This is a genomic window from Actinomycetota bacterium, assembly GCA_030776625.1.
In the GTDB taxonomy this organism is placed as follows: domain Bacteria; phylum Actinomycetota; class CADDZG01; order CADDZG01; family WHSQ01; genus MB1-2.
The window spans coordinates 1-23,559 of sequence record JALYHL010000002.1; the positions used below are offsets into that span (position 1 = coordinate 1).

The window sequence follows — 23,559 nt, forward strand, 5'->3', positions numbered from 1 at the left end:
GCACAGCCTGCGGCAGGAGGGGCCGCTGCTCCTGCTGCGGCGAAACCCGCCGCCGCGCGACCAGCCGCCCGCGCCGGAACCGGGGCTCCCGCCAAGAAGGCGGTCGGGAACGGCAATGCGGCCGCGGTGCCCGAGCGGGTGCAGCGTCTGTTAGCGGTCGTGAAGCCCGAGGCGATCCAGAAGGTCGAGCGCCAGCCGATGGACCGCGTCAACGTGTGGCCTCACCTGATGGCGGCGGAGTTCGTCTCACTGCTGGTCGTGATGGCGATGATCACGCTGTTCTCGGTCGCCGTTGACGCACCGCTGCGTGAGCTGGCGAACTTCAGCCAGACGCCGAACCCGTCGAAGGCGCCGTGGTACTTCCTCGGGCTCCAGGAGCTGCTCCGGTACTTCCACCCGCAGCCCGCCGGGGTCACGATCCCAACGGTCATCATCATCGGGCTCTTCGCGACGCCGTTCATCGACCGCAATCCATCGACGAGGCCGGACGACCGAAAGCTTGCCATCGTCATCTTCACGTTCTTCGTGATCAGCTTCGCGATCCTGACCACCATCGGCATGTTCTTCCGGGGGCCCGGCTTCAACTTCGTGTACCCGTGGGAGACCGGCCCGATCTTCTTCGAGCTATAGCGATCAGAGGAGCCCAGTGAACCCAGGAACGATCGCTCTCATCCTCGTCGCCCTCAGCGTCGTCGCGTGGGCGCTGTTCATGGTGAACGTGACTGTGCGACGGCAGCGGAAGGCGGCGACCGGCGCCGAGAGCCGCGAGCACCCGGTGGGCACCCACGATTCCCAGGGCGCGACAGTCGTGCCAGCGTCTGCGGCCGTGGGTGCAGGCGCCGGTGGTGGAGACGTCACGGTCGAGAAGGTCCCGAAGGAGAAGCTGAAGCCGCTGACGCCGGAGCAGATGGCGGTCTCGCGCCGGCAGTTCCTGAACCGCGCCTGGGCGGCATCGTTCAGCGCGTTCCTCGGGTTCTTCGGGATGGCGACCCTTTCGTTCCTGTGGCCCAAGCTCACGGGCGGCTTCGGCACGAGGATCACCGTCGGTTCGCACGCCGACCTCCTGCGACAGATCGGCCCCGAGGGCAACTTCACGCCGCTGTTCGTGCCGGAAGGCCGCTTTTGGCTGACCTACTACGAAGGCGATCCTGGCGACGTCCCCGTGTACCTCGCGGTGGGAGCCGCGGAGGCGAAGATGCAGGCTCTCTACAGGAAGTGCGTCCACCTCGGGTGCTCGGTCCCGCACTGCGGGACCTCGATGCTGTTCGAGTGCCCCTGTCACGGATCCAAGTACCGCCTCACCGGCGAGTACTACGGCGGGCCCGCTCCGCGCGGGCTGGATAGGTTCCCTATCAGCATCGAAGGCGGCATGGTCGTGGTGGACACCGGCGACACGCAGGAGGGGCCGCCGCGGGGCGTCAGCACCTGGGACCAGTTCGCGGAGCCCAAGGGCCCGCTCTGCGTCCCCACATAGAAGAGGAGAACTAAACAAGGGTGGATACCGGCTCGGTTGTAGCGATCGCGTTGGTCGTGCTCGTCCCAGCGGCGATCCTGTGGGGCATCTTCCTGTCGCGCCAGCGCCGGACGCGCAAGCCGTCGACGCTGCTCGGCATCCCCATGGCCATGCGCCCGGCCCCCCCCGACGAAGAGCTCGAGGGACCGCGCCTGCAGCGCGTCATGGTCGGCGGACTGGTCGCGACGCTCGCGACCGCCGTGTTCATCCCCGTCTACTGGCTGCCCGAGAGGGAGCGCCAAGAGGCGTTCGAGCACCGCTTCGCTGAGGGCTCGCTGGAGCGCGGTCAGCTGATCTTCGCGCGGCCCCCGGAGCTCGAGGAAGACATCCCCGCCGCCGAGTTCAAAGCCGAGGAGAAAGCTCTGGCGCTCGGACAGGGTTGCGCCAACTGCCACGGAAGCCCCGGCAAACTGCACGAGCCCCCCGACGAGAACGTCGCTGCCGGTGGTATCGGGAACCCGCCCTTCAAGGACCCGATCACCAACCAGGTCGTGGCGTACCAGGCGCCTCCGTTGAACAACGTCTTCACCCGCTGGGACGAGGAGGTCGTGCGCTTCACGATCGAGCGCGGCCGCCCTGGAACCGACATGCCTGCGTGGGGCGTCGAGTACGGCGGATCGATGACCCAGATGATGGTCGACGACGTGGTCGCGTGGCTGCGGAGCCTGCCTGGCAACCAGCAGCCTCCGGCCGAGCTCTCTGAGGGGTGCCAGAAGCCGACCGCGACGAACCAGATCTCGTGCGGGCAGGAGATCTTCGAGGCGCGCTGCGCGGTGTGTCACGGGCCGGAAGGGGAGGGCAAGGAAGGCACTCGGACGGTGGAGATCGAGGTCGAGGGTGAGATGGTCGAGGCGCCGGTCTGGTACCAGGGCCTCGCGTTGTGGAAGGGCGACGTGAAACACCTAACGGAGCGGGAACACGAGTTCACGATCCGCAACGGCCGCCGCTTCGCCTTCATGCCGCAGTTCGCCGAGTCTCCCGCGCAGGGCATCCCGGTGCCGCCGTATCCGTTGACCGATGCGCAGATCCAGGCCGTGATGGCCTACGAGCGCACGTTGTGATGGTGGCTTAGTGGACATCCCCTTCATCTCGGGCATGGCGGCGTTCGTGTCGTCCATCATCATCTTCTGCGGGAGCGCGTTCCTTCTGTTGATGCTCGTGATGGGGGCCCGGCTCGCCTACTTCGTGACCGCGTCGATCACCCTCGCGTTCACGCTGATCATGGGCATCGTGTGGTCGATCAACCCGCTCGGCCCCGTGGGCCAACTGCCCGAATGGGATCCCGTCGGCATCGGAACCGACCCATCGCAGGTGGAGTTCAACCAGGCTACGTCTTATCCGGAAAGCCCGTGGCATCCACCGGACACGGAGGACGATGTCGAGGTCGCGCGGATCGCCGAGCTCGCGAGCGCGGCGCAGGACTACGTAACCACGGCCTCGGCCGAGGAGGGGGTCGAAGGACTTCCGCAGATCATTGAATCGGCGAACGTCGTCGACGACGAGGCGACGCTCCTTCTCGAACAGGACGGCATCGAGTACGGCGCGACGACACTCGAGGTGGTTGGAGCCGACGCAGACCAGACCTACGAAGTGCTCGTCGTGATGCAGTACGACCCGGGGAACCCGCTCGGACAGGCGCGGATGATCACGCTCGGGACCCTCGTCCTCTTCGTCTTGCACCTCGTGGGCCTGAGCCGTTCCGAGAAACGCGCTCGGCGACGCGAGCCCGTACCGGCCTAGGAACAGGAGCGAAGCGATGACTCAGATCAAGAAGGTTTGGAGCCTGCTCCTGCTCGCAGCGCTGACGATGTCGTCCTGCAGGGGTGGGATCAACGCCGGCGGCGAGACGCCCACCAGCAACGGCGGCGTCGCGTGGGTCGCGATGGCGGGGATGCTGCTCCTTACGATGCTCATCCTGTGGCTGATCCTCGGCCGCGACGACTAGCTAGCCTCCGGCTTCTCCTTCTGACGCCTCGGCGTTCTTAGCTTCCTTCTCCGCCTTCAGCGCGCGCATGCGCATGCCGAAGCCTGCGGCGAGGAACCCGTAGCCCACGAAGGTCAGGATCAATCGCGCCCAGGTCGGAAGCCCCCCGTCGATCAAGGTCTCCGCCAGCGCGTTGGCGAGCAAGATCAGTGCCCCCAGCAGCATCACCTTGCGCCACGGCTCGAACGGCCGCCATCGCGGTCTACCGGGAGGTGAGGACATGCGCCGCCACCCCCACCACGTGATCGATGTGTTCCTCGGTGTGCGCGGCAGAAAGGAACAGCGCCTCGAACCGTGACGGAGGCAGGTAGACGCCGTGGGCGAGCATCCCGCGGAAGAACCGCGCATAGGCATCCGCGAAGGACCGCTTCGCCGCCTCGTAGTCTTCGACCTCGGCGTTAGAGAAGAAGAAGCCGGCGAGCCCCCCGATGGCCGCCCCAACCATCGGCACCTCGGCAACATCGGCTGCATCCACGAGCCCGCGCACCAGCGACCGCGCGGTTTCCTGGATGCGGTCGTAGACGCCGGGGTCGGCGCCGATCAGTGTCATAGCGGCGATACCCGCCGCCATCGCGACGGGGTTCCCCGAAAGGGTGCCGGCTTGGTAGACCGGTCCGGCGGGAGCGAGCTGGTCCATCAGCTCGGCGCGGCCCGCGACCGCGCCGACGGGGAGACCGCCCCCGATGATCTTCCCCAGCAGGACGAGGTCGGCCGCGACGCCGTACCTCTGCTGTGCGCCGCCCGGACCCAGACGGAAGCCCGTGATGACCTCGTCGAACACGAGCAACGCGCCGGCAGCGTCGCAGCGTTTCCGCAAACCCTGGAGATACCCCTCGTGGGGGAGCACCAGGCCCATGTTCGCCGCGACCGGCTCGACCAGGATCGCCGCTACCTCTTCCGAATGACGTTCGAACGCGGCGTCCACCGCGTCGAGGTTGTTGTACGGGACGACGATGGTGTCCGCGGCGGTCGCGCGCGTGATGCCAGGCGTTCCCGGAATGCCCAGCGTTGCGACGCCCGACCCGGCGTCGACCAGCAACGAGTCGGAGTGCCCGTGGTAGCAGCCCGCGAACTTCAAGATCTTGTCTCGTCCGGTCGCGCCGCGCGCAAGCCGAACCGCGGCCATCGCGGCCTCCGTGCCCGACGAGACGAAGCGGATGCGCTCGACGTTGGGGACGAAGCGCAGCATGAGCCGCGCCAGCTCCACCTCGAGCTCCGCAGGGGTGCCGAAGGAGGTCCCGCTCGCCGCGGCCTCGCTTACCGCCGCAACGATCGCGGGGTGGGCGTGGCCGAACAGCAACGCTCCCCACGACTGCACGAGGTCGATGTAGCTGTTGCCGTCGGCGTCCGTGATCGTCGCGCCCGAAGCGCTCTCGACAAAGAACGGGTGTGATTCAACCGAGGCGAACGAGCGCACGGGCGAGTTCACCCCACCTGGCATCAGCTTGAGTGCTTCGTCGAACAGCTTGTCGGAGCGGCTGGTGGAGCGGGGACCTACCTCAGCCACTCAGCGGCTTTCCGCGCGTGGTACGTGACGATGAGGTCCGCTCCAGCGCGTCTGATCGAGGTCAGGGTCTCGAGCGTTGCTTGGCGCTCGTCGATCCAGCCCCGCTGCGCCGCGGCCACGAGCATGGCGTACTCACCGCTCACGTTGTAGGCCGCGGTCGGATAGGCAAACTCCTGCTTCACCGCCCGCAGCACGTCGAGGTAGCCAACGGCGGGCTTGACCATGACGGCGTCGGCTCCTTCGGCGATGTCAAGCGCCACCTCGCGGAGGGCCTCGTCCACGTTTGCGGGGTCCTGTTGATAGGCCCGGCGGTCGCCGAACCTCGGAGCGCCTTCGGCCGCTTCGCGGAAGGGCCCGTAGAACGTGGACGCGTACTTGGCCGCGTACGCGAGGACGGCTACGTCGGGCAGCGCCGCGTTATCGAGCGCCTCCCTGATCGCGGCGACCTGTCCATCCATCATCCCCGAGGGGGCGATTAGATCTGCCCCCGCCTGCGCCTGCGAGACCGCGATGCGCTGATAGGCCGCCAGCGTCGGGTCGTTGTCGACCGTCTCGCCCGCCAGGATCCCGCAGTGTCCGTGGTCGGTGTATTCACAGAGACACAGGTCCGCGATGACCACGGACTCATCCCCGAGCTCGCCCTTCAGCGCCGCGATCGCCTGCTGGCTGATGCCGCTGGAGCTCCACGCCTCGGTCCCCTCGGAATCTTTGCGCGCAGGTACTCCAAACAGGAGAAACCCGGCGACCCCCAGCCCCTCCAGCTCACGCGCCTCTTTCACCAGCGACTCGAGGCTGTGCTGGTAGTGCCCGGGCAGCGATGAGATCGGCACGGGGTGGGTGAGGCCCTCCTTGACGAAGAGGGGGGCGATCAGGTCTGACGGCGCGACCGTCGTCTCGGCGAACGCCCTGCGCAGCCCCGGGGTGCGGCGGAGCCGACGAAGCCTCAGATCCGGAAACTCTGCCACGTCAGCGCGCACCCTCAGGCGGAATCTTGCGCTCGGGCAGGCGTCGCGCTCCCGGAACAGGAGCTTCGTAGCCAAGACCCAGCCGGTTCGATACCCACCCGAAGAACTCGACGGGGAAGACGCCAAGCCGGATCCCGATGCCTGCAACGATCCACCACATCACGACCCCGCCGATGATGTTCGTCAGAATGAGCGACAGCCCGTCGAGAGACCACGCGAACCCGAACTGGGCCATCGCCGCGATCGCCGGAGCGACACACACCGGGATGCCCACCAAGTAGATCGCGATCGCCAGGGTTCGCTTCATGATCGCAGTTTACGGGGGCCGAGCTGCACGATGGCGTGGACCAGAGACTGCGTGGTGTGCTGCTCGGGCACGACATCCACCCGGAGTCCCACGTCTTCCGCCGCAGCCGCCGTCGACGGGCCGATGCAGGCGACCCAGGCCTCACCCGACTCGAGGGACGGCGGACGCGACCCGAGGATGCGGACGAGGTTGTGAACGGCGGAGGCGCTGGCGAACACGATGCCGTCGAACTCGCCACGGCGGACAAGGTCCACGTGCTCGGGAGCCGGAGCCGCGGTCACGGTGCGGTAGGCGGTCGCCTCGTCCACCTCCCACGCCTGTTCCCGCAGCGCTTCGACGACGTCCGTCGGGGCGTCCGCCGGCCGAGGCAACAGGACGCGGCCGGCACCGGGTCCCATGGCAGCGGCCGCTGCCGTCGCCTCGAACGTGTGCGGCACCAGGTCCGCGCGGATCCCGTGCCGAAGAAGGGCCTCCGCGGTCCTCGGCCCCACTGCAGCCACCCGCGTGCGAGCAAAGGCACGGACGTCGCGGTCGCGCTGGAGACGCTCCATGAAGCGATCGACCGCGTTGACGCTGGCGAAGAGCACCCACGTGTAAGAACCCGCGCTGAGGCGGTCGATAGCAGCGTCGAGATCGTCGAAGGACTCGGGCTCGGTGATCTCGATCGTCGGCAGCGCGATCACGTCGCCCCCTAGTTCCTCGAGGGCCGCGACCAGCGGCCCTGCTTGAGCGAGAGCTCGCGTCACTACGATGCGACGACCGAACAGCGGACGTTGCTCGAACCAGGCGATGCCGTCGCGCATGGCCACGACGCGTCCGATCACGGTGGTGACGGGAGCCTGCACCCGCTCACGCCGCGCTGCCTCCGCCATCGTCGCGACGGTCGCGACGATCGTGCGCTGTCGGGGCGTGCTGCCGCGCTCGATCATCGCGACCGGCTCGTCGCGAGCGCGGCCGGCCTCGATCAGGCGACGCGAGGTCTCTTCCAAAGACGCGGCCCCCATCAACAGCACGAGCGTCTCGGCCCCCGCCGCGACCGCCGCGAACCGCTCTGCCGAGCCGGGCCGGGGGGAGGTCTCATGCCCCGTCAGCACCGCGAACGACGACGAGACGCCTCCGTGGGTTACCGGGATCCCCGCGTACGCCGGCACGGCGGTGGCGGCGCTCACTCCGGGAACTATCTCGAAGGCGATGCCCGCGGCGGCGAGCGCCTGAGCTTCATCACCACCGCGACCGAACACGAACGGGTCGCCGCCCTTCAGCCGCACCACGCGCTTGTTCTCGCGCGCCTTCGTTACGACCAACCGGTCGATCGCGGCCTGCGGCATCGAGGTCTCGCCTGGATTCTTGCCGACGAAGATGACGTCGGCCCCCTCAGGCGCCTCCGCGACCAGGACGGCTGCGACGAGACGGTCGTACAACAAGACGTCACACGTTCGGATCAGCTCCAGCCCGCGCCGGGTGATCATCCCGGGATCGCCGGGTCCGGCGCCGACGAGAAAGACGTTGACGTTCATGCGTTCAGGGTTCGGGCACCATGGGGGACGCGAACTCCTCTAGCTCCTCGAGGATCTCGCGCCCACCACACGAGATGATGGCTTCGGCGAGTTCCGCGCCCAGGGCTGCCGCCTCGTGGGCCCCTCCCGAGATCCGGTCGCGCATGCTGTGGCTACCATCCGGCAACCCGAGGAACCCGTCTGCCACCACCCGACCCTCCGATGCGCGCGCGAGACACCCCAGCGGGACCGAGCAACCGCCTTCCATCGCTCGGGAGAAGGCGCGCTCGCAGTCGAACTCCGCACGCGCGACCGAGTCTTCAAGAGGTGCGAACAACTCCTTCAGATCGTTTCGATCTTCCTGCGCCTCGATCGCGATGGTGCCCTGCGCCGGCGCCGGGAGCCAGCGCGAAGTTGCCAACGGAGCCGCGCCGGCATCCAACCCGAGCCGCTCGAGCCCTGCGGCGGCGAGGATCGCTGCATCCACCACGCCATCGCTCACCTTTTTGAGACGCGTGTCGACGTTGCCTCTGAACTCGACGACCTCGAGGTCGGGGCGCCAGTCCAACAACAGGGCTCGGCGCCGCAGGCTCGACGTCCCGACGGTCGCACCCCGCGGCAAAGCGGCCAGACGCTCCTCACCCGAGCTCCCATGGCCGCCGACGACCACGTCGTGGACCGAACCCCGCGTCGGCACGCACACGATGACGCAGCCCTCAGCGACGTCGGCGGTTAGGTCTTTGGCGGAGTGCACCGCGACATCTGCACCTCCCGTCATGACCTCGGCCTCGACCTCGGTCGTGAAGAGGCCTTTGCCTCCGATCTCCGCGAACGGTCGTGAGTCGGCGTCCCCCGTGGTCTTCACCACCTTCACCTCGACCTCGAGGTCCGGATGGGCATCTCTGAGAAGTCGCGACACGATCTCTGTCTGCGCAAGAGCAAGGCGCGAGCCTCGGCTCGCGATCGTCAGTCTGTTAGGGAGCGGAGTCATCGTCGAGCTCGAACAGATCGCGCAGGGCGTTCAGGTAGAGGTACCCCTGCTTCGAGCTCGAGGCCTCCTTCGCCCTCGTGATCGGGACGTGAAGAAGCTTCGAGATGATCCTGCGCGTGAGGTGATCCACGGCGGCGGCCTCTTCGCGCGATAGATCCCCAAGCCTCTTGCCCACAGCATCGAGCTGCGCGCGCCGGACCTCGTCTGCTTTGGAGACCAGGGCCGCGATCGTCGGTGCGATCTCGCCTTCGCGCTCCCACGTCACGAACCTCTGCAGTTCCTCCGACAGGATCTCCTCGACCTTGGATATCTCGCCCACGCGGCTGCCTATCCCGGCCTCCACGACACCGCGCAGATCGTCGATGTCACGCAGGACCACGCGATCAAGCTCGGCGACCGCGGGATCGACGTCGCGCGGAACCGCGATGTCGACGATGAAGAGCTCACCGTCGCGGTCTCGCAGCGCGCCCTCGACGCAGGACTTGTCGATCACGGGCCGAGGCGCCGTGGTCGAGCAGATGAGGATGTCCGCGGCCGCGATCGCCTCCTGCAGCCGCTCGAAGGGCATGGAATCCACGTTCAGACTCTCGGCCAGCGCCTGAGCCCGCTCTTCGGTCCGGTTGACCACCGTCACCTGTGTCGCGCCCGAGGAGGCCAGCGCGTCGCCCGCGAGACGCCCCATCTTTCCGGCCCCCACGATCGCGACCCGTTTGCCCGCGAGCGTCCCATCGGAGAACGCGCGTTTGGCGAGCTCGACGGCAGCCGACGAGATCGACACGGGGTTCCGCCCGATCGCGGTTTCGCTCCTCGCCCTCTTGCCGACCCGGAAAGCCTGGCGGAAGGCCGCACCCAGGATGCGGTGGACCGTGCCCTCTGCCTCGGCCACCTGATACGCGCGCCGCACCTGCCCGAGGATCTCGGACTCGCCGAGCACCATCGAATCGATGCCCGCCGCAACGCGGAACAGGTGCCGGACCGCGCCGTCGTCGTGGTACGTGTACAGATGGTCGCTCACATCCTCCGGCGCCACATGACAGAACTCGGCGAAGAAGTTCCGGATGTCTTGGGCCCCGCCGTGGAACTTCGATACGAGCGCGTACACCTCGGTGCGGTTGCACGTCGAGAGCACCACACCCTCGAGGACATGCTGGTACGTGCCGAGCTGGTGAAGCGCCTTCGGCATGTCCTCGGCGCTGATCGTTAGCCGCTCGAGCAGCGCGACGGGAGCGGTCCTGTGATTCAGACCCACCACGACCATCGACATGCCGCTCAAGCTATCGCCCTAAGCCTTGGGGTGGACACCGAGGCGGCGGTTCGCTTCGCGAGCCGTAGCGATCGCCTGGGTTCGCTGCTGATAGAAGGACAGGATCTGGAGCTCGATCGAGAGGTCCACCTTCCTTACGGAGATGTCCGGCGGAACGTTCACGACCGACGGCGCGAAGTTCAAGATCGACTTGACGCCGGCGTCCACCAGCCTCTCGGCGACCTCCTGCGCGGCCATCGGCGGGGTCGCGATGATGCCGATCGAGATGCCCTCCTCGACCACGGCCTCCTTCAGCTCGTCGAGGTGGCGCACCGCCAGGCCCCCGACCTCTTCTCCCAGCACTTCGTCGTCCACGTCGAACAGAGCCGAGATCCGGAAACCGCGCTCCGAGAAACCCTTGTAGGAGGCGAGGGCGCGCCCGAGGTTGCCGATGCCGATGATCGCCGCGGGCCAGTCCTGCGTCAGGCCCAGCTCGCGGGTGATCTGGTACAGCAGGTACTCGACGTCGTAGCCCACGCCGCGGGTGCCGTAGGAGCCCAAGTAGGAGAGGTCCTTGCGGACCTTGGCCGCGTTCACGCCGGCGAGGTTCGCGAGCTCCTCGGACGAAACCGTGAGCTCCCCGCGGCCCTCGGCGACCTCGAGCAAGGCCCGGAGGTAAACGGGGAGCCGGGCGACGGTCGCCTCGGGGATCGGTCGGTTCCGCATGAGGGGCCCATCCTAAAGCTTGTGAGCGCAATCACAAACACAGCACCGCCTCTGACCTGCGGTTTTACCTCGTTCCGCGCCCATAGAACCGACTCTGTGAATTCGTGCACGGGGGCCAACCAGCGGTACCGCCTTACTTGGCTCACCTAAAAGGCAGCGCTTTAGCGCTGTAGACGCCGCACGGAGACGATCTCCATCAGCAACAAGAAGAGGAGCAACCCCACCCCTGCGACCGCCAGCAGCCCAAGGTTGGCTTCATCGTCGGCCGCTGCCATCAACGAACCCGCCAGCACCACAGCTCCTTGAGCTAGCCACATCAAGAGAGCGGTGCGCTTGCCCAGGGTTCCGTCGAGTGACGGCGGGTTTCCGACGCGGAACGAGAATCTCTGTTCCCCCGGGATAACCACCCAAGCCCAAACTGCGACCGCAACCATCCCGGTGTATAGGGCCACCAAGAGAACAGGCATGCTCCTAACCATGGTACTGGGACAGACAACCAGCGGACCGCTGCCCCTGACGCTTAAGCCTCTTTGGCCTCGCGCTCCCGCTTGGGGCGTTGGGCTTCCATCCTGCCGATGTCTTCCTCGGAAATGTCTTTCCTAGGGGTGGTGGGTGCGTCGCGCAACGCTCGCCAGATGGTCACCTGAACCCATTCCTGAATTTTCGGCCACAGGGTCATGCTCCCGACTCTAACGACAATCTGGCCAGAGGCTAGAACGGTCCCATCGGGTAGCGGCACCACATCGGAGCAGCGGTGGGTCTTCCCGCTAAGCCCCCTGATCGTGTGGCTCCTCGTTTCCTTGCGCCTTGCGTATTTACGAAAAGGGAGCACTAGACGGTTTCTCTGCCTCTCTCTAGGTGAGCCAAGTAAGCCAGTACCCAACCAGCCAACGAACGGGTGGGATCGGGATCTGCCTGGGGTCTCGAAGGAGTGGCGGGGTCGGCGGCGAATCGATAAGCCGGACAAAAGTGGACTAACGCATCAGGGGGTTTATCTCATGAACAGGTCGCGCTGGGCGATCGGCCTCAGCATCGGGCTTCTCATCGCTGGGCTCGTCCCGGCTCGAGCGGCTGAGAGTGAGGCCAAGAACCTCAAGCTGCTGGACAAGGTCGAGTTCACGGGCGGCACCGAGCTCGCCGCCGCCGGTGACTACATCTACGCCGGTGAGCTGAACGGGACCACCAAGCGCAACGAAGACCCCGAGAAGGGCGGCATGCACATCTTCGACGTGTCGGGGCGGACGCCGCGCGAGGTCGGGTTCTTCAGCTGCCCGGGCAACGACAACGACGTGGAGGTCGTTAGGCCGGGTCTCGTCGTGATGGGCCACCACACCGCTACCTGCAACGTTCCAGAGGAAGGCGAGTCCGCCGCCGGCTTCGTGCTGATCGACGTACGAAACCCCGCTAAGCCGCGCCAGATCGGCTCCATCAATCTCCCGTCGGGGACCCAGTCACACACGGTCAAGCCGTATCCCGGCACCAACTACATCTACGTCAACCCGGGCGGCCTGCCGTCCAACGGCGGCATGAAGACGCACATCGTCGACATCTCGAACCCGAAGAAGCCCGAGGTCAAGGCGACGTACGTCCCGACGGGCAGCTCGACCGGATGTCACGACTTCTCGTTCCACCTCAGCAAGAAGGCCAAGCTCGGGTTCTGCGCCGGCTACGGCGGCTTCGGCATCTGGGACGTCTCCAACCCGCTCGAGCCGAAGGTCATCTCGACGATCCGCAACCCCCAGATCCAGTTCAACCACTTCGCGGTGCCGAGCTACGACGGCAAGCTGCTGGCGATCGATGACGAGGCCTTCGCGCTGCACACCTGCAAGGGCACGCCTTCGCCGACCGGACGGGCGTGGATCTACGACATCTCTGATCCCGCGAGCCCGAAGCTGCAGAGCAGCATCACTCCGCCTCGGGGCGGCGACGCCACCGGAGTCGGCACCTACCCCGGTTGGACGTCCTCGTGGTGCCTGAGCCACGGCCTGGACTGGCAGCCCGGCACGCACAACCTCGCCATCACTTGGTTCACCGGCGGCGTCAGCGTCCACAACCTGGACGAGGCGACTGCGCCCAAGGAGGTTGCCTACTTCCAAGCTGCTGACTCCAACACGTACTCGGCGCTGTGGCACCAGGGGCGGCTTTTCACGAACGACATGAAGCGCGGCCTCGACGTCTTCGCAGTGAAGCTGGGCCGCTGATGATGAAGCGGATCTCGCTCGGGCTCGCTCTCGTGCTGGTCGTTGGGGCTCTCGCGAGCCCCGCGGCCGGGCGCGGCCGCAAACCGAAGCCGCGCAAGTTGGAACTCACCTACAGCGAGCCCGCGCTCGGTACCGCTGGGTTCGGGCTCTGCTTCCAGGGAAGCTCGTGCCTGTTCTTCGACCTCCTTCCGAAGGAGCGCTTCGTCAGCGTCGCGATCGAAGACGACACCGGCATGCCGGTGTACGCGTCGGTGATCCAGGACACGAACGAAGACGGCAGCTACCTCAGGCACGACGACCTGACAGTCGACATCTGCGGCAAGACCGAGAAGCCGATCGAGGTCGAGCCCGGAAAGCCGACGTCGGTGTGGGTGTGGCAGGGCCCGGGAGCGTCTCCGCCATGTCCCGGCGTCGCCTCGTCGGGCACCGCCACGATCACGTTGTCCGGCGCGTCGAAGTCCTGAACGCCGTGACCTAGGAGCTTTCGGACCGTCCTGGTTCGGCTACCGGCGAACGGCTAGATCCGGGCCAGGAAGTCCAACCCCGCGGCCGAGAACGCCTTCTGCATCCAGATCGATATCTGGAACAGCTGGTCGGTGACGAACAGAAGCCCGACGATCATCAGCAGGACTCCGCTCGCGAGCGAGACCGTGCGGGTGTGCTTCCGCAGCCACGACACGACCCCGGTCAGCCTGGTCACGCCGAGGCCCGCCAGCACGAACGGGACCCCGAGCCCCAGCGAGTAGACCGCCAGCAGTAGGGCTCCCTCGGCCGCAGACCCGGTCGCGCCGCGCCCCGCCGCGAGCGTGAGGACGGAGCCGAGGATCGGGCCGATGCAGGGGCTCCAGCCGAAGGCGAACGCCCCGCCCAGAACGGCGGCGCCTCCCAAACCCGAACCGGGCTTTGGGTGGAACCTCGCCTCGCGTTGGAGGAAAGGCAGCTTGATCACGTTCATGAACACGAGACCGAGCAGGATTATGAAGATGCCGCTCGCGATCCTGAGCTCGTCCTGATACGAACGCAGCAACTGACCGAGCAGGCTCGCGGTCGCACCGAGCGGCACGAAGACCGCCGTGAAACCCATGACGAAAACCAGCGATGCGATCGCGGCTCGTCGTGTCTTGACGCGATCCGGCAGCTCCTCGCTGCCTGCGGTGAGACCCGACATGTAAGAGATGTAGCCGGGGACCAGTGGCAAAACGCACGGCGACAGGAACGAGACGACTCCTGCGCCGAAAGCGATCGGAACCGAGGGATCCGCCATTCAGGCCGCGCGGGCGGTGAGTGAGTCCAGGAGCTGGAACAGGGTCTCTCGGAAGAGAGGGCCGGGGACGTGCTCGAGGATCTTTCCCTCCTCGTCGATGAAGAACGTCTCCGGCTGTCCCGTGAGCCCATAGGCGTCGTAGATGCCGAGATCCTCGTCGCGCACGTGCGGGTAGTCCAGTCCATGTTCCTCGACGAAGGCGGTCGCGTCCGACCGAGCGTCGCGGATGTCCACTCCCACGAACGCGACGTCATCGCCGTAGCGCGCCTCGGCCTCGCGCAACATGGGTGCCTCGTCCTTGCACGGGATGCACCAGGAGGCCCAGAAGTTCAGCACGACCGGGCGCCCCCGCAGCTCCTCGAGCGCGAGGGTCCCCTTGCCGTTCAGAAGCGCCGCCTCGAAAGCGGGGGCCTGATCTCCGGGAGCGGGCGGGGCGGACTTCCCTGCCACTGCGACTGTCAGCAGACCAACAAACGCGGCCGCGGGCAGCACGAGCAGGGCCGCGCGCAGCCAGCGGCGGCGAGGTGCACCTGGGGAAGTGGCCGTCTCTTGCACGTGAACAATCTTCGCACCGCGGTGGAACAAAAGATTCGCGCTCTGCTGGACGCGTGCTGGTGCTGCCGCTAGGTTCGCCGCCGAGGTCCGCGCCCTCACCGTCGGGAGAAGTTCCGAGCTATCGGAGGTGCGCGATGTCCATCCACTGCAGCCCATTGATCCAGGCGCTGTCACCACGGGAACAGGTGCGGTTGTTGGACCGTGCCGTCCCCCGGACCCTGGGTCGCGGCGACACCCTCTATCTCGCCGGCGACGACGACCGCCGCGTCCACTTCGTCGCCGACGGGATCCTCAAGCTGTGCAGCTGCGACCACGAAGGGCGCGAGACGATCGTGGCGCTCGCCGTCGCAAGGGACGTGGTGGGCGAGACGGCGGCTGCCGATCTGGACCGTCAGCCGTTCGACGTCACTGCTGCGACGAAGTCCGACGTGATCGGGGTCGACGCGGATCTCTTCATCGATGTCATCACGACGAATCCCGCCGCGGCGCGGGAGCTCGCGCGTCTGGCCGCCGTCCGCATCCGGTGGATCGCGGCGACGGCAGGTGAACGCACAACCACTGATGTCCCGTCGCGTCTGGCCGGACGGCTGCTCGATCTTGCAGAGCTGCTGGGGCGGATGTGCTCGGGCACGATCGAGGTGGACCTTCCTCTGACACAGACCGACGTGGGTCAGCTAGCCGGGATGTGCAGGGAGAGCGCGTCGAAGACGCTCAGCGATTGGAAGCGGCGGGGCGTCCTGGAGCACAACGGCAAGACGCTGCGGATCTTCCGGCCGGATGCGCTCGAGAGGATCAGGTGCGGAGCGCGCGCCGGAGAACCTTTCCCGTCAACAGGTGCGGGAGGTCCGGCACGATCTCGATAGAGCTGGGGCACTTGAACCGAGCGAGGCGCCGCTGCACGTCGGCGACCAACTCCGCCTCGGTCGCCTCGGCCCCCGGCTCCAGAACGACGAAAGCCTTCACCGCCTCACCCGTATATCCGTGAGGGACTCCCACCACGGCAGCGTCTGCGACCTTGGGGTTCTGCACTAGAGCGTTCTCGACCTCCGACGGGAAAACGTTGAAGCCTGAGACGATGATCAGGTCGCGCTTGCGGTCGACGAGATAGAGGTAGCCGTCTTCGTCGAGAACCCCGACATCACCTGTGCGGAACCACCCCTCGAAGAAGGCTCGCTCCGTTTCGTCGGGGCGGTTCCAGTACCCCTTGAAGACGTTCGGGCCCTTGACGACCACCTCGCCGGGATCGCCGAGCTCCACGTCGTTTCCATGGTCGTCGATCAACCGGAACTCGACCTCGGGCAGCGGCTTTCCTACCGAGCCCGGCCGCGGCTTCTCGGTCATGCGGTTGGACCACAACGTGGGCGCGGTCTCCGTGAGCCCGTATCCCTCGTAGATGCGGACGCCGAAGAGGTCGTAGAAGCTTCGCAACACGTCTGTCGCCAAAGGAGCGGCCCCCGAGATCGCGAGTCGAACGCTCGAGAGGTCGTACTGATCCGCGCCGGGCACGCTCACCCACGCGGCGTACATCGTCGGTGCTCCGAACAGCACCGTCACCTTGCGCTCGACGATCGATCGCAGCGCCGGCACCGGCTCGAAACGGTCCATCAGCACGCCGGTTGCGCCGTTCATAACCAACAGCCCCAGCGTGACGTTCAAGCCAAAGATGTGAAACAGCGGGAGGGCGAGCAACAAAACGTCGTCCTCGGAGACCTGCGCCTCGGCGATCGCCATCTGTTGACGCAGGTTCGCGAGGAGGTTGTCGTGCGAGAGCATGACGCCCTTCGGCTCGCCGGTCGTCCCCGAGGTGTAGGCGAGCACCGCCAGGTCGTCACCGGAGATATCGACGCGGGGGGCTGCATTTGACCCCAGCTGGCCCCACGCCTCGATCGCGAAAACCTGCTCGACCGCCTCTGCATCCGCGGCCGCGCGCTCGGCGACCGCCAGGAAAGGACCCCCCGAGATGACCGCTCTCGCGCCGGAGTCGCGCAGGATCGCGGCGGTCTCTGACTCGGTCAGCATGATGTTCAGCGGCACGACGACCGCACCCGCGCGGAGGATCCCGAAGTAGGCGTACGCGAAGAAAGGCGTGTTGTGCATCCCGATGGCGACGCGCTCGCCCGGGCCGATCCCCAGTGCAGACACCGCTCCGGCCACCCGGTCCGCCTCCCGGTCGAGCTCGGCGAAGGTGACCTTGAAGCCCGCGCTCGCGCCCACCAGGGCCGCCTTTCCAGGCTGCTCGCGAGCGGTGTCGGAGAGAAGATCTGCCAGGTTCATCGGGGTTCCATTGTCCCTCCCAGGAGGCGTCTGTGCAAACTATTGCAAGCACCTGCTCGCGCCGTTTCCCGCTCCTGTTCTCTCAAGGATTTCCAGGTTGCGGCCGAAGCTATCTGTGGAGCCGGCGAGACCGAGACTTCGGATCCGCGGCCACCGGCCGCGGAAGGAGCCTCCCAGCCCCCCCATCTGGTTCTCGTTCTCGTGGCTCCTCTGCGCCCCCGGAAACGGGGGCGCTTTACGCGTGGCCTGTCGGACGGCCGCTCGCGCCGTGCGACCATTGCCCCCGCGATGCCGCCGCAACCACGTCCCACCGTGCAGTGCTCGACCGGCCCCTTCTGGGCGTTCGAGCTCGAGCGCGCCATGGACGCGCTCGGCGAGGCGGGGTTCACCGAGATCGAGCTGATGATCACTCGAGACCCACGAACCCAAGAGCCGGACATCCCCCTTCGGGTGGCGACCGAGCGCGGCCTCAAGATCGCGTCGGTTCACGGCCCCTTCCTCGTGATCACCAAGACGGTGTGGGGAGCCGACCCGATCCAGAAGATCAAGAGGGGCGCCGAGTTCTGCCGCGCCGTGGGCGCCGAGTCGATGGTCGTTCACCCGCCCTACCTGTGGGAGCGCGACTACGCCCATTGGCTCACTCAGGACGCACAGGCGTTCTCGGCCGAGACCGGCGTGACCATCGCGGTGGAGACGATGTATCCGAGGTGGGTCGCGGGCCGCCGCATGCGGGCGTATCGGTGGCTGGAAGCAAAGGCCCTCTACGAGGCATGCCACCTCGTGGCGATGGATACGAGTCACGTGACGGTAGCCCGCCAAGACATCCTCGACGTCTACGCGATCCTGGCCCCGAAGCTCGTTCACATCCATCTCTCGAACAATGCCGGCGACGGCCGGGACGGGCATCTGGAGCTTGAGACAGGCATACTTCCCTTGGACAGGTTCCTAGAGGAGTTGAGCCGCACCGGCTATGCGGGAGCCGTATCGCTAGAGCTGTCCGTGAGCAGGTATCTCGAGCGCCCCCGGGAGCTAGTCGCGATGTTGAAGCGAAGTCGTGAGTACGTCGAGCAGCGTCTGTCGGGCAGGTCGAGGGTTACCAAGGGGATGCCGCGTAGATGAGGGACGGAAGGGCGACATGAGATGGGGATGAAGGTCCTCGTCGTCGACGACACCGATCACGTCCGGAACATGCTCGTCGACATGCTCGAGCTCGATGGGTTCGACGTGGTCGGGCAAGCGGCCTCCGGGCAGGAAGCGGTCGAGGTCGCACCGGCCGCAGACCCCGATGTCATCGTGATGGACTACAAGATGCCGGGAGTTGACGGGCTGACGGCAGCGCGATCGATCCGGGAGGGCCGCCCCTCCCAGGCGATCATCCTCTACACCGCCTATCTCGACGCCCAGCTGGAGGCGCAAGCGAAGGAAGCGGGCGTCGCCATGTGCATCGGGAAGGTGGAGGGGCTGAACGAGCTCGAGCGCCACATCGCGGAGCTCTGCCGGGACCTCTAGCCCGAAACTTTGTACCCTTTACACCTTACATAGGGTATCTTCTCTGGATGCCGGAGAAGACAACGCCGCGGCGCTCAGAGGCGCAGTGGGCGCTGGGGTACCTAGAGCCCCAGAACGCCGCGGAGACCGCGAAGAAGGAAGACGACGGGCTGAACGTGCGCGCCCGGATCGAGAACCTCTACGCGAAGAAGGGGTTCTCTTCGATCTGGCCCTCCGATCTCCGGAACCGCTTCCGCTGGTACGGCCTCTACACGCAGCGGCCCGAGGGCGACGGCTACTTCATGCTGCGCGTCCGCATCCCGGGCGGAGCGCTGACGTCGGAGCAGACCGACGTGATCGGGCGGATCTCCGAGCGCTACGGCCGCGACGTCGCCGACGTCACGGATCGCCAGAACATCCAGCTGCACTGGATCCGCATCGAAGACGTCCCCGCGATCTGGAGCGAGCTCGAGGCCGTTGGTCTGTCCACGACGGAGGCCTGCGGCGACACGCCGCGCAACATCCTCGGTTGCCCTCTGGCACGGACCGACGCGAGCGAGATCGTCGATGCCTCCGGCCTCGTCCAGGAGGCGAACGCGGCGTTGGTGGGAGACCCTCGCTTCTCGAACCTCCCCCGAAAGTTCAAGATCTCCATCACGGGTTGTGCTCACCAGTGCGCGCAGCACGAGATCAACGACATCGGGCTCGTCGGCGCGGTCGGTCCCGAAGGCAGGCCCGGGTTCGACCTGTGGGTCGGCGGCGGACTGAGCACGAATCCGATGTTCGCCGTTCGCCTCGGAGCGTTCGTCGCGCCCGATGAGGTCGTCCGGGTCGTGCTCGGGATCACGTCGGTGTTCAGGGATTGGGGGTACCGCCGCGCGCGCAACCACGCCCGGATGAAGTTCTTGGTGCGCGACTGGGGGCCCGAGCGGTTCCGCGAGGTGCTCGAGAAGGAGATCGGCTTCGCTCTTGCGGACCTACCGGAGCCACCGCCGAGCAACGAGGTCCACCGCGAGCACGTAGGGATCGGCGAGCAGCGCGACGGCAACAGATACGTCGGCTTCACGCCAAAGGCAGGGCGCATCGCCGGACACCAGCTGCGCGCCGTCGCTCGCCTGGCCAGGCGGTACGGGCAGGGGCGCGTCCGCACCACGACACAGCAGAAGATGGTGATCCTCGACGTCCCGGAGGAACGGGTTGCGGATCTGATCGAGGACCTGCAGATCCTGGAGCTTCCGGTCCTAGCGAGCGCATGGCGGCGCGGCACGATGGCATGTACCGGTATCGAGTTCTGCAAGCTCGCGATCGTCGAGACGAAGGGAAGGGCGAACGAGCTCTATCGCTACCTGGAGGACCGACTTCCCGGTTTCTCCGACGACATCCGCATCAACCTCAACGGCTGCCCCAACTCGTGCGCGCGCTACCAGACGGCGGATATCGGGCTGATGGGATGCCTCCAGACGGAGCGCATCTGGACCACGGACCACGACGGGAACCAGGTCGAGGAGCGCCGGAAGGTCGAGGCATTCCTCGTCCATCTCGGCGGCCACCTGGGCGCCGATCGCTCCTTCGGAACGAAGGCTCGCGGCGTGAAGGTGCTCGCCTCCGAGATCGGTCCCTACACCGAACATCTGATCCGTCGCTACCGCAAGAACCGCAACGGAGACGAGTCCTTCGCCGCCTTCATCAACCGTCTGTCGCCTGCGGAGCTTCAGGAGTTCGCCAAGAAGCCCGTGTTCGAAGGGCTTCCTCCGGCTCCTTCCATCGTCGCGGAGCCGCGAGCATCGTGAACGAGCACCTGTTCGTCGATCCCTCGGTCGACCCGTCCGCGTTACAGGAGGCGACGCCGCGGGCGGTTCTGACCTGGGCGGTGGAATCACTGGACCGGCTCGCGGTCGCGACCTCGTTCCAGGCCTCCGGGCTCGTGATCCTTCATCACCTGCGCGAGATCAAGCCGGACCTTCCGGTCCTGTTCCTCGACACCGGGTTCCACTTCGAGGAGACGTTGCGGTTCCGCGACCGGATCGCGGAGATGTGGGACCTCAAGATCGTGACGCTTCGCGGTGGTCATGGGAACGCTGCGAACCAAGCAGAGATCTACGGTCCCGAGCTCTATCGCCGCAGCCCGGACACCTGCTGTGGGATCAACAAGGTGAAGCCGTTGCAGGCGGCGTTGGAGGAGTACGACGGCTGGATCTCGGGCTTGCGGCGCGACCAGTCACCGCTGCGGTCGGAAACCCCGATCATCGAGGCGCAGCTATTGCCGTCTGGCAACGAGATCATGAAGATCCATCCACTCGCGCGCTGGAACAAGTCGGACGTCGACGCGTACATCTCCGAGCACGGGATCCCGACGCACCCACTGTTCGAGCAGGGCTACCGCTCGATCGGTTGTTGGCCCTGCACGCGGGCGGTCCAACCGGGCGAGGACGAACGTGCGGGGCGCTGGGAGGGTCTCGCCAAGACGGAGTGCGGCATCCACTCCTTCGGAAAGATCCACGGGCCGCAGCAGTCCGAAGCCGAGCAATGAGCACGCGGGCGGCGCCCTTCTACTGCCCCTACTGCGGCGAGACCGACCTGGAGCCCAGCGGCGCGGAGGCGGGCGGTTACCACTGCGCGACGTGCGACCGTCGCTTCACGCTGAGGTTCGAAGGTCTCGGCGAGAGCTGACGCTCTCCTATCCTTTGTTTCCGTGAGGAAGAACACGCTCTACGCGCTGGCGCTCCTGTTGATCGCGATCACGCTCGCGGGGTTCCTCGGAGTGCTGAGGATCTGGCAAGCCGGAGGCTGACCTGACCTAAAAGACCGCGGAAACTAGCCGCGAAGCGGCAGGTCTCGGGCGGTGCTTAAAAGAAGACCGCCGGAAATAGTCCCGCGACGCGGGACGTGTCAGGCGGTGCTTAAAAGAAGGCGCCCTTTCGCTGTTGCAGGAGCTTGTAGAGCATCTGTTGGATCGTGTCCCGCACGCGATCGGCTAGGTCGAACACCAGCATCGCGTCCTCCGCGGCGTCTTCCGGGTAGTCGTCCATCGGGATCGGCGAGCCGAACTCGATGATCCACTTAGACGGAAGAGGCAGCAGGCCCAGCGGCCCTAACCAGGGAAACGTCGGGGTGATCGGGAAGTAGGGAGCGCCGAGGGCCCGCGCCAGCCACCGAGCGTTTCCGATCATCGGGAACGCCTCCTCCGCCCCCACGATCGCGACCGGGATGATCGGGACGCGCGTCCTCAACGCCGTCTCCATGAAGCCGCCGCGGCCGAACCGCTGCAGCTTGTAGCGCTCGCGCCAACCCTTGCCTACTCCCTTGTAGCCCTCCGGGTACACCCCCACGAGCTCGCCGCGCCGCAGCAGCTCCTGCGCGTCCTCCTCGGTCGCCACCGCGGCGCCGCCCTTGCGGGCGAGCGGCCCCACGACGGGCAGCTGGTAGACGAGATCGGCGCCGATGTTCCGGATGACGCGGCGGGTTGGGTGCTCGGTAGCGACCGCGTACTGCGCGATCACAGCATCCAGGGCGACGGTCCCGGAGTGGTTCCCGACCATGAGTGCCGGGCCGGAGTTCGGTATCCGCTCCACCCCGAGCGTGCGGACCCGGAAATAGCGCTCGTACAGCGGCCGTATGAGCGGAAGCAGCACCTCGCGGTAGAGCTCCGGGTCGTAACCGAAGTCGTCGATCGGGTAATCCCCCGTCAGGCGACGTCGGACGAAGTCCTCGATCCGCCGCTCTGCCTGCCGCTCGCCGGGTGCCGGATCCGAGGCGCGAACCTTCGCGGGTGGATCGACGGTCGCTGCGACCGTCCCCACCGACCGCTCGTGGATCGCGCAGTAGCCGCCGCCCGCGGTCGCATAGTTCCGGCACGGACGGCCGCTCGACGTCGTCGCACGACATCTCACCCGCGCACCGGCGCGGCTCGGGCCGCTACGGCCCGCGCGGGTCCTGCTATCGAGCCGGATGATCTCTGCGTCTGTCATCACAACCTCACCTAGACCGTCTGCCTCTGCTGACTGCGTTGCCTCAGGTACTCGAAGAGCTCCCTCTCCCAGGTCGGCCGAAGGTTCGGCTCGGGCAGAACATCCTTCCCGCGGTGGTCCCGGAAGTCCTTCAACGTGTCGGCAGTCGAATAGCGCGGGGAGAAGCCGAGGCGTTCCCTCGCTCGTTGTGTATCGACTATGCGCCCGAACAACATCAGCTTCAGCTGGTCGGTCGGGAAGTCGATCACGCCGAAACGCCGCAACAGCGTGGCCGCCGTCGTCGCCGCCGGAAGAAGGATGGGTAGCTCCACCTTCCCCAGCATCCGGATGGCCTGAGACAGGTAGACGACGCCATCACCCGCGATGTTGTAGATACCGATCGCGTCGCTCTTCAACGCCGAATACAGCGCTTCCACCGCGTCTTGCTCGTGCAGGAACTGGAGACGCGGGTCGAAGCCGAGGGCGGTCGGCATCACGGGTAGCGAGAGATAGTCCGTCATGCTCGTGCTGACCGTCGGCCCTACGACGTTCTGCGTCCGCAGGATCACGAGGTCGACGTCCGGGCGCCGCCGTCCGAAGTCGCGGGCGTACTGCTCCCCCTCGGCGCAATCCTTGCCGTAACCCGACAGATCGACCTGACGAGAGGCGTGGTCCTCTCGAAGAAGCGACGGCTCGCCGGCTCCCGACCCGTACACCGCGGTGGACGACTTCATCACCACCCGACCAAGCCGCTCGGCCCTCTGTGCGGCGGCGAGCAGCTGCATGGTCCCGATGACGTTGTTCTCTTTCATCTGCGAGCGCCCACCGAGGCGACCCGGACTCGAGAAGATGTTCGTGTGGACGAGCGTGTCGACCTTCGTCGTCTCGAGCACGCGAGCGATCAGCGGGTTGCGGATGTCGACGCGGACGAAGTCCAGCTTCTTTATCGGTAGGGGCGGCTCTTCGAGATCCACCCCGACGACCAGCTCTACGTCGTCGTCCTCTTCGAGCCGCTTGGCCAGCCGCAGCCCGAGGAACCGCGAAACACCAGTGATGAGAACCCTTCGTCCGGCCATGTCCGCAGGTTAACGCGCCGGC

Annotated in this window: 27 protein-coding genes and 1 pseudogene; 13 read left to right on the forward strand and 15 right to left on the reverse strand. The window is 66.6% G+C overall.

Annotated elements, in window-relative coordinates; all coding sequences use genetic code 11:
* From M3N53_04070 to M3N53_04090, 5 genes are all read left to right on the forward strand, one after another.
* Positions 1 to 630 (forward strand): menaquinol-cytochrome c reductase cytochrome b subunit (locus M3N53_04070; protein MDP9067515.1); only part of this gene is annotated, 630 nt, incomplete at its 5' end.
* A 16-nt stretch (positions 631 to 646) separates the two neighbouring features.
* Positions 647 to 1,474 carry a Rieske 2Fe-2S domain-containing protein gene (locus tag M3N53_04075; GenBank protein ID MDP9067516.1) on the forward strand — a complete coding sequence of 276 codons (828 nt, stop codon included), beginning with the start codon at positions 647 to 649 and terminating at the stop codon, positions 1,472 to 1,474.
* Positions 1,475 to 1,494: 20 nt separating this feature from the next.
* Complete coding sequence (locus M3N53_04080) at positions 1,495 to 2,574, forward strand: c-type cytochrome (protein ID MDP9067517.1); 1,080 nt, start codon at positions 1,495 to 1,497, stop codon at positions 2,572 to 2,574.
* 10 nt (positions 2,575 to 2,584) lie between these two features.
* Positions 2,585 to 3,253: a hypothetical protein gene (locus M3N53_04085; GenBank protein ID MDP9067518.1), complete on the forward strand. Its 669-nt coding sequence runs from the start codon at positions 2,585 to 2,587 to the stop codon at positions 3,251 to 3,253.
* Between the two features lie 16 nt (positions 3,254 to 3,269).
* Entirely contained in the window at positions 3,270 to 3,458 is a 189-nt protein-coding gene (locus tag M3N53_04090; GenBank protein ID MDP9067519.1) for a hypothetical protein, read from the forward strand.
* Here the strand turns inward: M3N53_04090 and M3N53_04095 are convergent, their stop codons facing one another.
* From M3N53_04095 to M3N53_04140, 10 genes are all read right to left on the reverse strand, one after another.
* Positions 3,459 to 3,662, reverse strand: coding sequence for a hypothetical protein (locus M3N53_04095; GenBank protein MDP9067520.1), 204 nt, complete (start codon positions 3,660 to 3,662; stop codon positions 3,459 to 3,461).
* 37 nt (positions 3,663 to 3,699) lie between these two features.
* Positions 3,700 to 4,938, reverse strand: coding sequence for a glutamate-1-semialdehyde 2,1-aminomutase (gene hemL / locus M3N53_04100; GenBank protein ID MDP9067521.1), 1,239 nt, complete (start codon positions 4,936 to 4,938; stop codon positions 3,700 to 3,702).
* Between the two features lie 53 nt (positions 4,939 to 4,991).
* Positions 4,992 to 5,969: a porphobilinogen synthase gene (gene hemB, locus M3N53_04105; protein ID MDP9067522.1), complete on the reverse strand. Its 978-nt coding sequence runs from the start codon at positions 5,967 to 5,969 to the stop codon at positions 4,992 to 4,994.
* 1 nt (position 5,970) lies between these two features.
* Positions 5,971 to 6,276 (reverse strand): hypothetical protein, encoded by a 306-nt coding sequence (locus tag M3N53_04110; protein MDP9067523.1) that lies wholly within the window; start codon positions 6,274 to 6,276, stop codon positions 5,971 to 5,973.
* On the reverse strand, positions 6,273 to 7,793 hold the full coding sequence (gene cobA, locus M3N53_04115) for a uroporphyrinogen-III C-methyltransferase (GenBank protein MDP9067524.1): 1,521 nt from the start codon (positions 7,791 to 7,793) through the stop codon (positions 6,273 to 6,275). Before cobA ends, M3N53_04110 begins: the two co-directional genes overlap by 4 nt.
* A 4-nt stretch (positions 7,794 to 7,797) precedes the next feature.
* On the reverse strand, positions 7,798 to 8,691 hold the full coding sequence (gene hemC, locus M3N53_04120) for a hydroxymethylbilane synthase (GenBank protein MDP9067525.1): 894 nt from the start codon (positions 8,689 to 8,691) through the stop codon (positions 7,798 to 7,800).
* Positions 8,692 to 8,746: 55 nt separating this feature from the next.
* Positions 8,747 to 10,027: a glutamyl-tRNA reductase gene (locus tag M3N53_04125; protein MDP9067526.1), complete on the reverse strand. Its 1,281-nt coding sequence runs from the start codon at positions 10,025 to 10,027 to the stop codon at positions 8,747 to 8,749.
* Between the two features lie 18 nt (positions 10,028 to 10,045).
* Positions 10,046 to 10,732 carry a redox-sensing transcriptional repressor Rex gene (locus tag M3N53_04130; protein ID MDP9067527.1) on the reverse strand — a complete coding sequence of 229 codons (687 nt, stop codon included), beginning with the start codon at positions 10,730 to 10,732 and terminating at the stop codon, positions 10,046 to 10,048.
* 161 nt (positions 10,733 to 10,893) lie between these two features.
* Entirely contained in the window at positions 10,894 to 11,199 is a 306-nt protein-coding gene (locus M3N53_04135) for a hypothetical protein (GenBank protein ID MDP9067528.1), read from the reverse strand.
* A 53-nt stretch (positions 11,200 to 11,252) separates the two neighbouring features.
* Positions 11,253 to 11,411, reverse strand: coding sequence for a hypothetical protein (locus M3N53_04140; protein ID MDP9067529.1), 159 nt, complete (start codon positions 11,409 to 11,411; stop codon positions 11,253 to 11,255).
* 319 nt (positions 11,412 to 11,730) lie between these two features.
* Here M3N53_04140 and M3N53_04145 point away from each other — a divergent pair, with 319 nt between their 5' ends.
* Positions 11,731 to 12,933, forward strand: a complete 1,203-nt coding sequence (locus tag M3N53_04145) for a hypothetical protein (protein MDP9067530.1) — start codon at positions 11,731 to 11,733, stop codon at positions 12,931 to 12,933.
* On the forward strand, positions 12,933 to 13,397 hold the full coding sequence (locus tag M3N53_04150; protein ID MDP9067531.1) for a hypothetical protein: 465 nt from the start codon (positions 12,933 to 12,935) through the stop codon (positions 13,395 to 13,397). Before M3N53_04145 ends, M3N53_04150 begins: the two co-directional genes overlap by 1 nt.
* A 53-nt stretch (positions 13,398 to 13,450) precedes the next feature.
* Here M3N53_04150 and M3N53_04155 read toward each other — a convergent pair whose 3' ends face one another.
* Positions 13,451 to 14,197, reverse strand: a complete 747-nt coding sequence (locus M3N53_04155) for a cytochrome c biogenesis protein CcdA (protein ID MDP9067532.1) — start codon at positions 14,195 to 14,197, stop codon at positions 13,451 to 13,453.
* The gene (locus tag M3N53_04160) at positions 14,198 to 14,752 is read right to left on the reverse strand and encodes a TlpA family protein disulfide reductase (protein ID MDP9067533.1); all 555 of its coding nucleotides are present in this window, start codon (positions 14,750 to 14,752) and stop codon (positions 14,198 to 14,200) included.
* Positions 14,753 to 14,886: 134 nt separating this feature from the next.
* On the opposite strand from M3N53_04160, the gene M3N53_04165 reads away from it, so the two are divergent.
* Positions 14,887 to 15,615, forward strand: coding sequence for a Crp/Fnr family transcriptional regulator (locus tag M3N53_04165; GenBank protein ID MDP9067534.1), 729 nt, complete (start codon positions 14,887 to 14,889; stop codon positions 15,613 to 15,615).
* Here M3N53_04165 and M3N53_04170 read toward each other — a convergent pair.
* Positions 15,545 to 17,026: a long-chain fatty acid--CoA ligase gene (locus M3N53_04170; protein MDP9067535.1), complete on the reverse strand. Its 1,482-nt coding sequence runs from the start codon at positions 17,024 to 17,026 to the stop codon at positions 15,545 to 15,547. The genes M3N53_04165 and M3N53_04170 overlap by 71 nt on opposite strands.
* Positions 17,027 to 17,314: 288 nt before the next feature.
* On the opposite strand from M3N53_04170, the gene M3N53_04175 reads away from it, so the two are divergent.
* The 5 genes and pseudogenes from M3N53_04175 (at position 17,315) to M3N53_04195 (ending at position 21,184) form a co-directional block, all read left to right on the forward strand.
* Positions 17,315 to 18,145 (forward strand): sugar phosphate isomerase/epimerase, encoded by an 831-nt coding sequence (locus M3N53_04175; GenBank protein MDP9067536.1) that lies wholly within the window; start codon positions 17,315 to 17,317, stop codon positions 18,143 to 18,145.
* Positions 18,146 to 18,172: 27 nt separating this feature from the next.
* Entirely contained in the window at positions 18,173 to 18,535 is a 363-nt protein-coding gene (locus M3N53_04180; protein ID MDP9067537.1) for a response regulator transcription factor, read from the forward strand.
* Between the two features lie 47 nt (positions 18,536 to 18,582).
* Positions 18,583 to 20,199, forward strand: a pseudogene (locus M3N53_04185) (nitrite/sulfite reductase).
* 101 nt (positions 20,200 to 20,300) lie between these two features.
* Positions 20,301 to 21,044, forward strand: a complete 744-nt coding sequence (locus M3N53_04190; GenBank protein ID MDP9067538.1) for a phosphoadenylyl-sulfate reductase — start codon at positions 20,301 to 20,303, stop codon at positions 21,042 to 21,044.
* Positions 21,041 to 21,184 carry a hypothetical protein gene (locus tag M3N53_04195; protein ID MDP9067539.1) on the forward strand — a complete coding sequence of 48 codons (144 nt, stop codon included), beginning with the start codon at positions 21,041 to 21,043 and terminating at the stop codon, positions 21,182 to 21,184. Before M3N53_04190 ends, M3N53_04195 begins: the two co-directional genes overlap by 4 nt.
* Positions 21,185 to 21,414: 230 nt before the next feature.
* Here M3N53_04195 and M3N53_04200 read toward each other — a convergent pair whose 3' ends face one another.
* Together M3N53_04200 and M3N53_04205 are read right to left on the reverse strand one after the other, a co-directional pair.
* Positions 21,415 to 22,482, reverse strand: a complete 1,068-nt coding sequence (locus M3N53_04200) for an acyltransferase family protein (protein ID MDP9067540.1) — start codon at positions 22,480 to 22,482, stop codon at positions 21,415 to 21,417.
* Between the two features lie 11 nt (positions 22,483 to 22,493).
* The gene (locus tag M3N53_04205; protein MDP9067541.1) at positions 22,494 to 23,537 is read right to left on the reverse strand and encodes an NAD-dependent epimerase/dehydratase family protein; all 1,044 of its coding nucleotides are present in this window, start codon (positions 23,535 to 23,537) and stop codon (positions 22,494 to 22,496) included.
* Positions 23,538 to 23,559: the final 22 nt, after the last annotated feature.

Bases quoted from the DNA above. Each gene is read 5' to 3' on its own strand.
- M3N53_04205 (MDP9067541.1), bottom strand. From the start codon at position 23,537: ATGGCCGGACGAAGGGTTCTCATCACTGGTGTTTCGCGGTTCCTCGGG.
- hemL (MDP9067521.1), bottom strand. From the start codon at position 4,938: ATGCCAGGTGGGGTGAACTCGCCCGTGCGCTCGTTCGCCTCGGTTGAA.
- M3N53_04150 (MDP9067531.1), top strand. From the start codon at position 12,933: ATGATGAAGCGGATCTCGCTCGGGCTCGCTCTCGTGCTGGTCGTTGGG.
- cobA (MDP9067524.1), bottom strand. From the start codon at position 7,793: ATGAACGTCAACGTCTTTCTCGTCGGCGCCGGACCCGGCGATCCCGGG.
- M3N53_04095 (MDP9067520.1), bottom strand. From the start codon at position 3,662: ATGCTGCTGGGGGCACTGATCTTGCTCGCCAACGCGCTGGCGGAGACC.
- M3N53_04165 (MDP9067534.1), top strand. From the start codon at position 14,887: ATGTCCATCCACTGCAGCCCATTGATCCAGGCGCTGTCACCACGGGAA.
- M3N53_04175 (MDP9067536.1), top strand. From the start codon at position 17,315: ATGCCGCCGCAACCACGTCCCACCGTGCAGTGCTCGACCGGCCCCTTC.
- M3N53_04170 (MDP9067535.1), bottom strand. From the start codon at position 17,026: ATGAACCTGGCAGATCTTCTCTCCGACACCGCTCGCGAGCAGCCTGGA.
- M3N53_04110 (MDP9067523.1), bottom strand. From the start codon at position 6,276: ATGAAGCGAACCCTGGCGATCGCGATCTACTTGGTGGGCATCCCGGTG.
- M3N53_04140 (MDP9067529.1), bottom strand. From the start codon at position 11,411: ATGACCCTGTGGCCGAAAATTCAGGAATGGGTTCAGGTGACCATCTGG.
- M3N53_04135 (MDP9067528.1), bottom strand. From the start codon at position 11,199: ATGCCTGTTCTCTTGGTGGCCCTATACACCGGGATGGTTGCGGTCGCA.
- M3N53_04180 (MDP9067537.1), top strand. From the start codon at position 18,173: ATGAAGGTCCTCGTCGTCGACGACACCGATCACGTCCGGAACATGCTC.
- M3N53_04155 (MDP9067532.1), bottom strand. From the start codon at position 14,197: ATGGCGGATCCCTCGGTTCCGATCGCTTTCGGCGCAGGAGTCGTCTCG.
- M3N53_04090 (MDP9067519.1), top strand. From the start codon at position 3,270: ATGACTCAGATCAAGAAGGTTTGGAGCCTGCTCCTGCTCGCAGCGCTG.
- M3N53_04125 (MDP9067526.1), bottom strand. From the start codon at position 10,027: ATGTCGATGGTCGTGGTGGGTCTGAATCACAGGACCGCTCCCGTCGCG.
- M3N53_04195 (MDP9067539.1), top strand. From the start codon at position 21,041: ATGAGCACGCGGGCGGCGCCCTTCTACTGCCCCTACTGCGGCGAGACC.
- M3N53_04200 (MDP9067540.1), bottom strand. From the start codon at position 22,482: ATGACAGACGCAGAGATCATCCGGCTCGATAGCAGGACCCGCGCGGGC.
- M3N53_04145 (MDP9067530.1), top strand. From the start codon at position 11,731: ATGAACAGGTCGCGCTGGGCGATCGGCCTCAGCATCGGGCTTCTCATC.
- M3N53_04130 (MDP9067527.1), bottom strand. From the start codon at position 10,732: ATGCGGAACCGACCGATCCCCGAGGCGACCGTCGCCCGGCTCCCCGTT.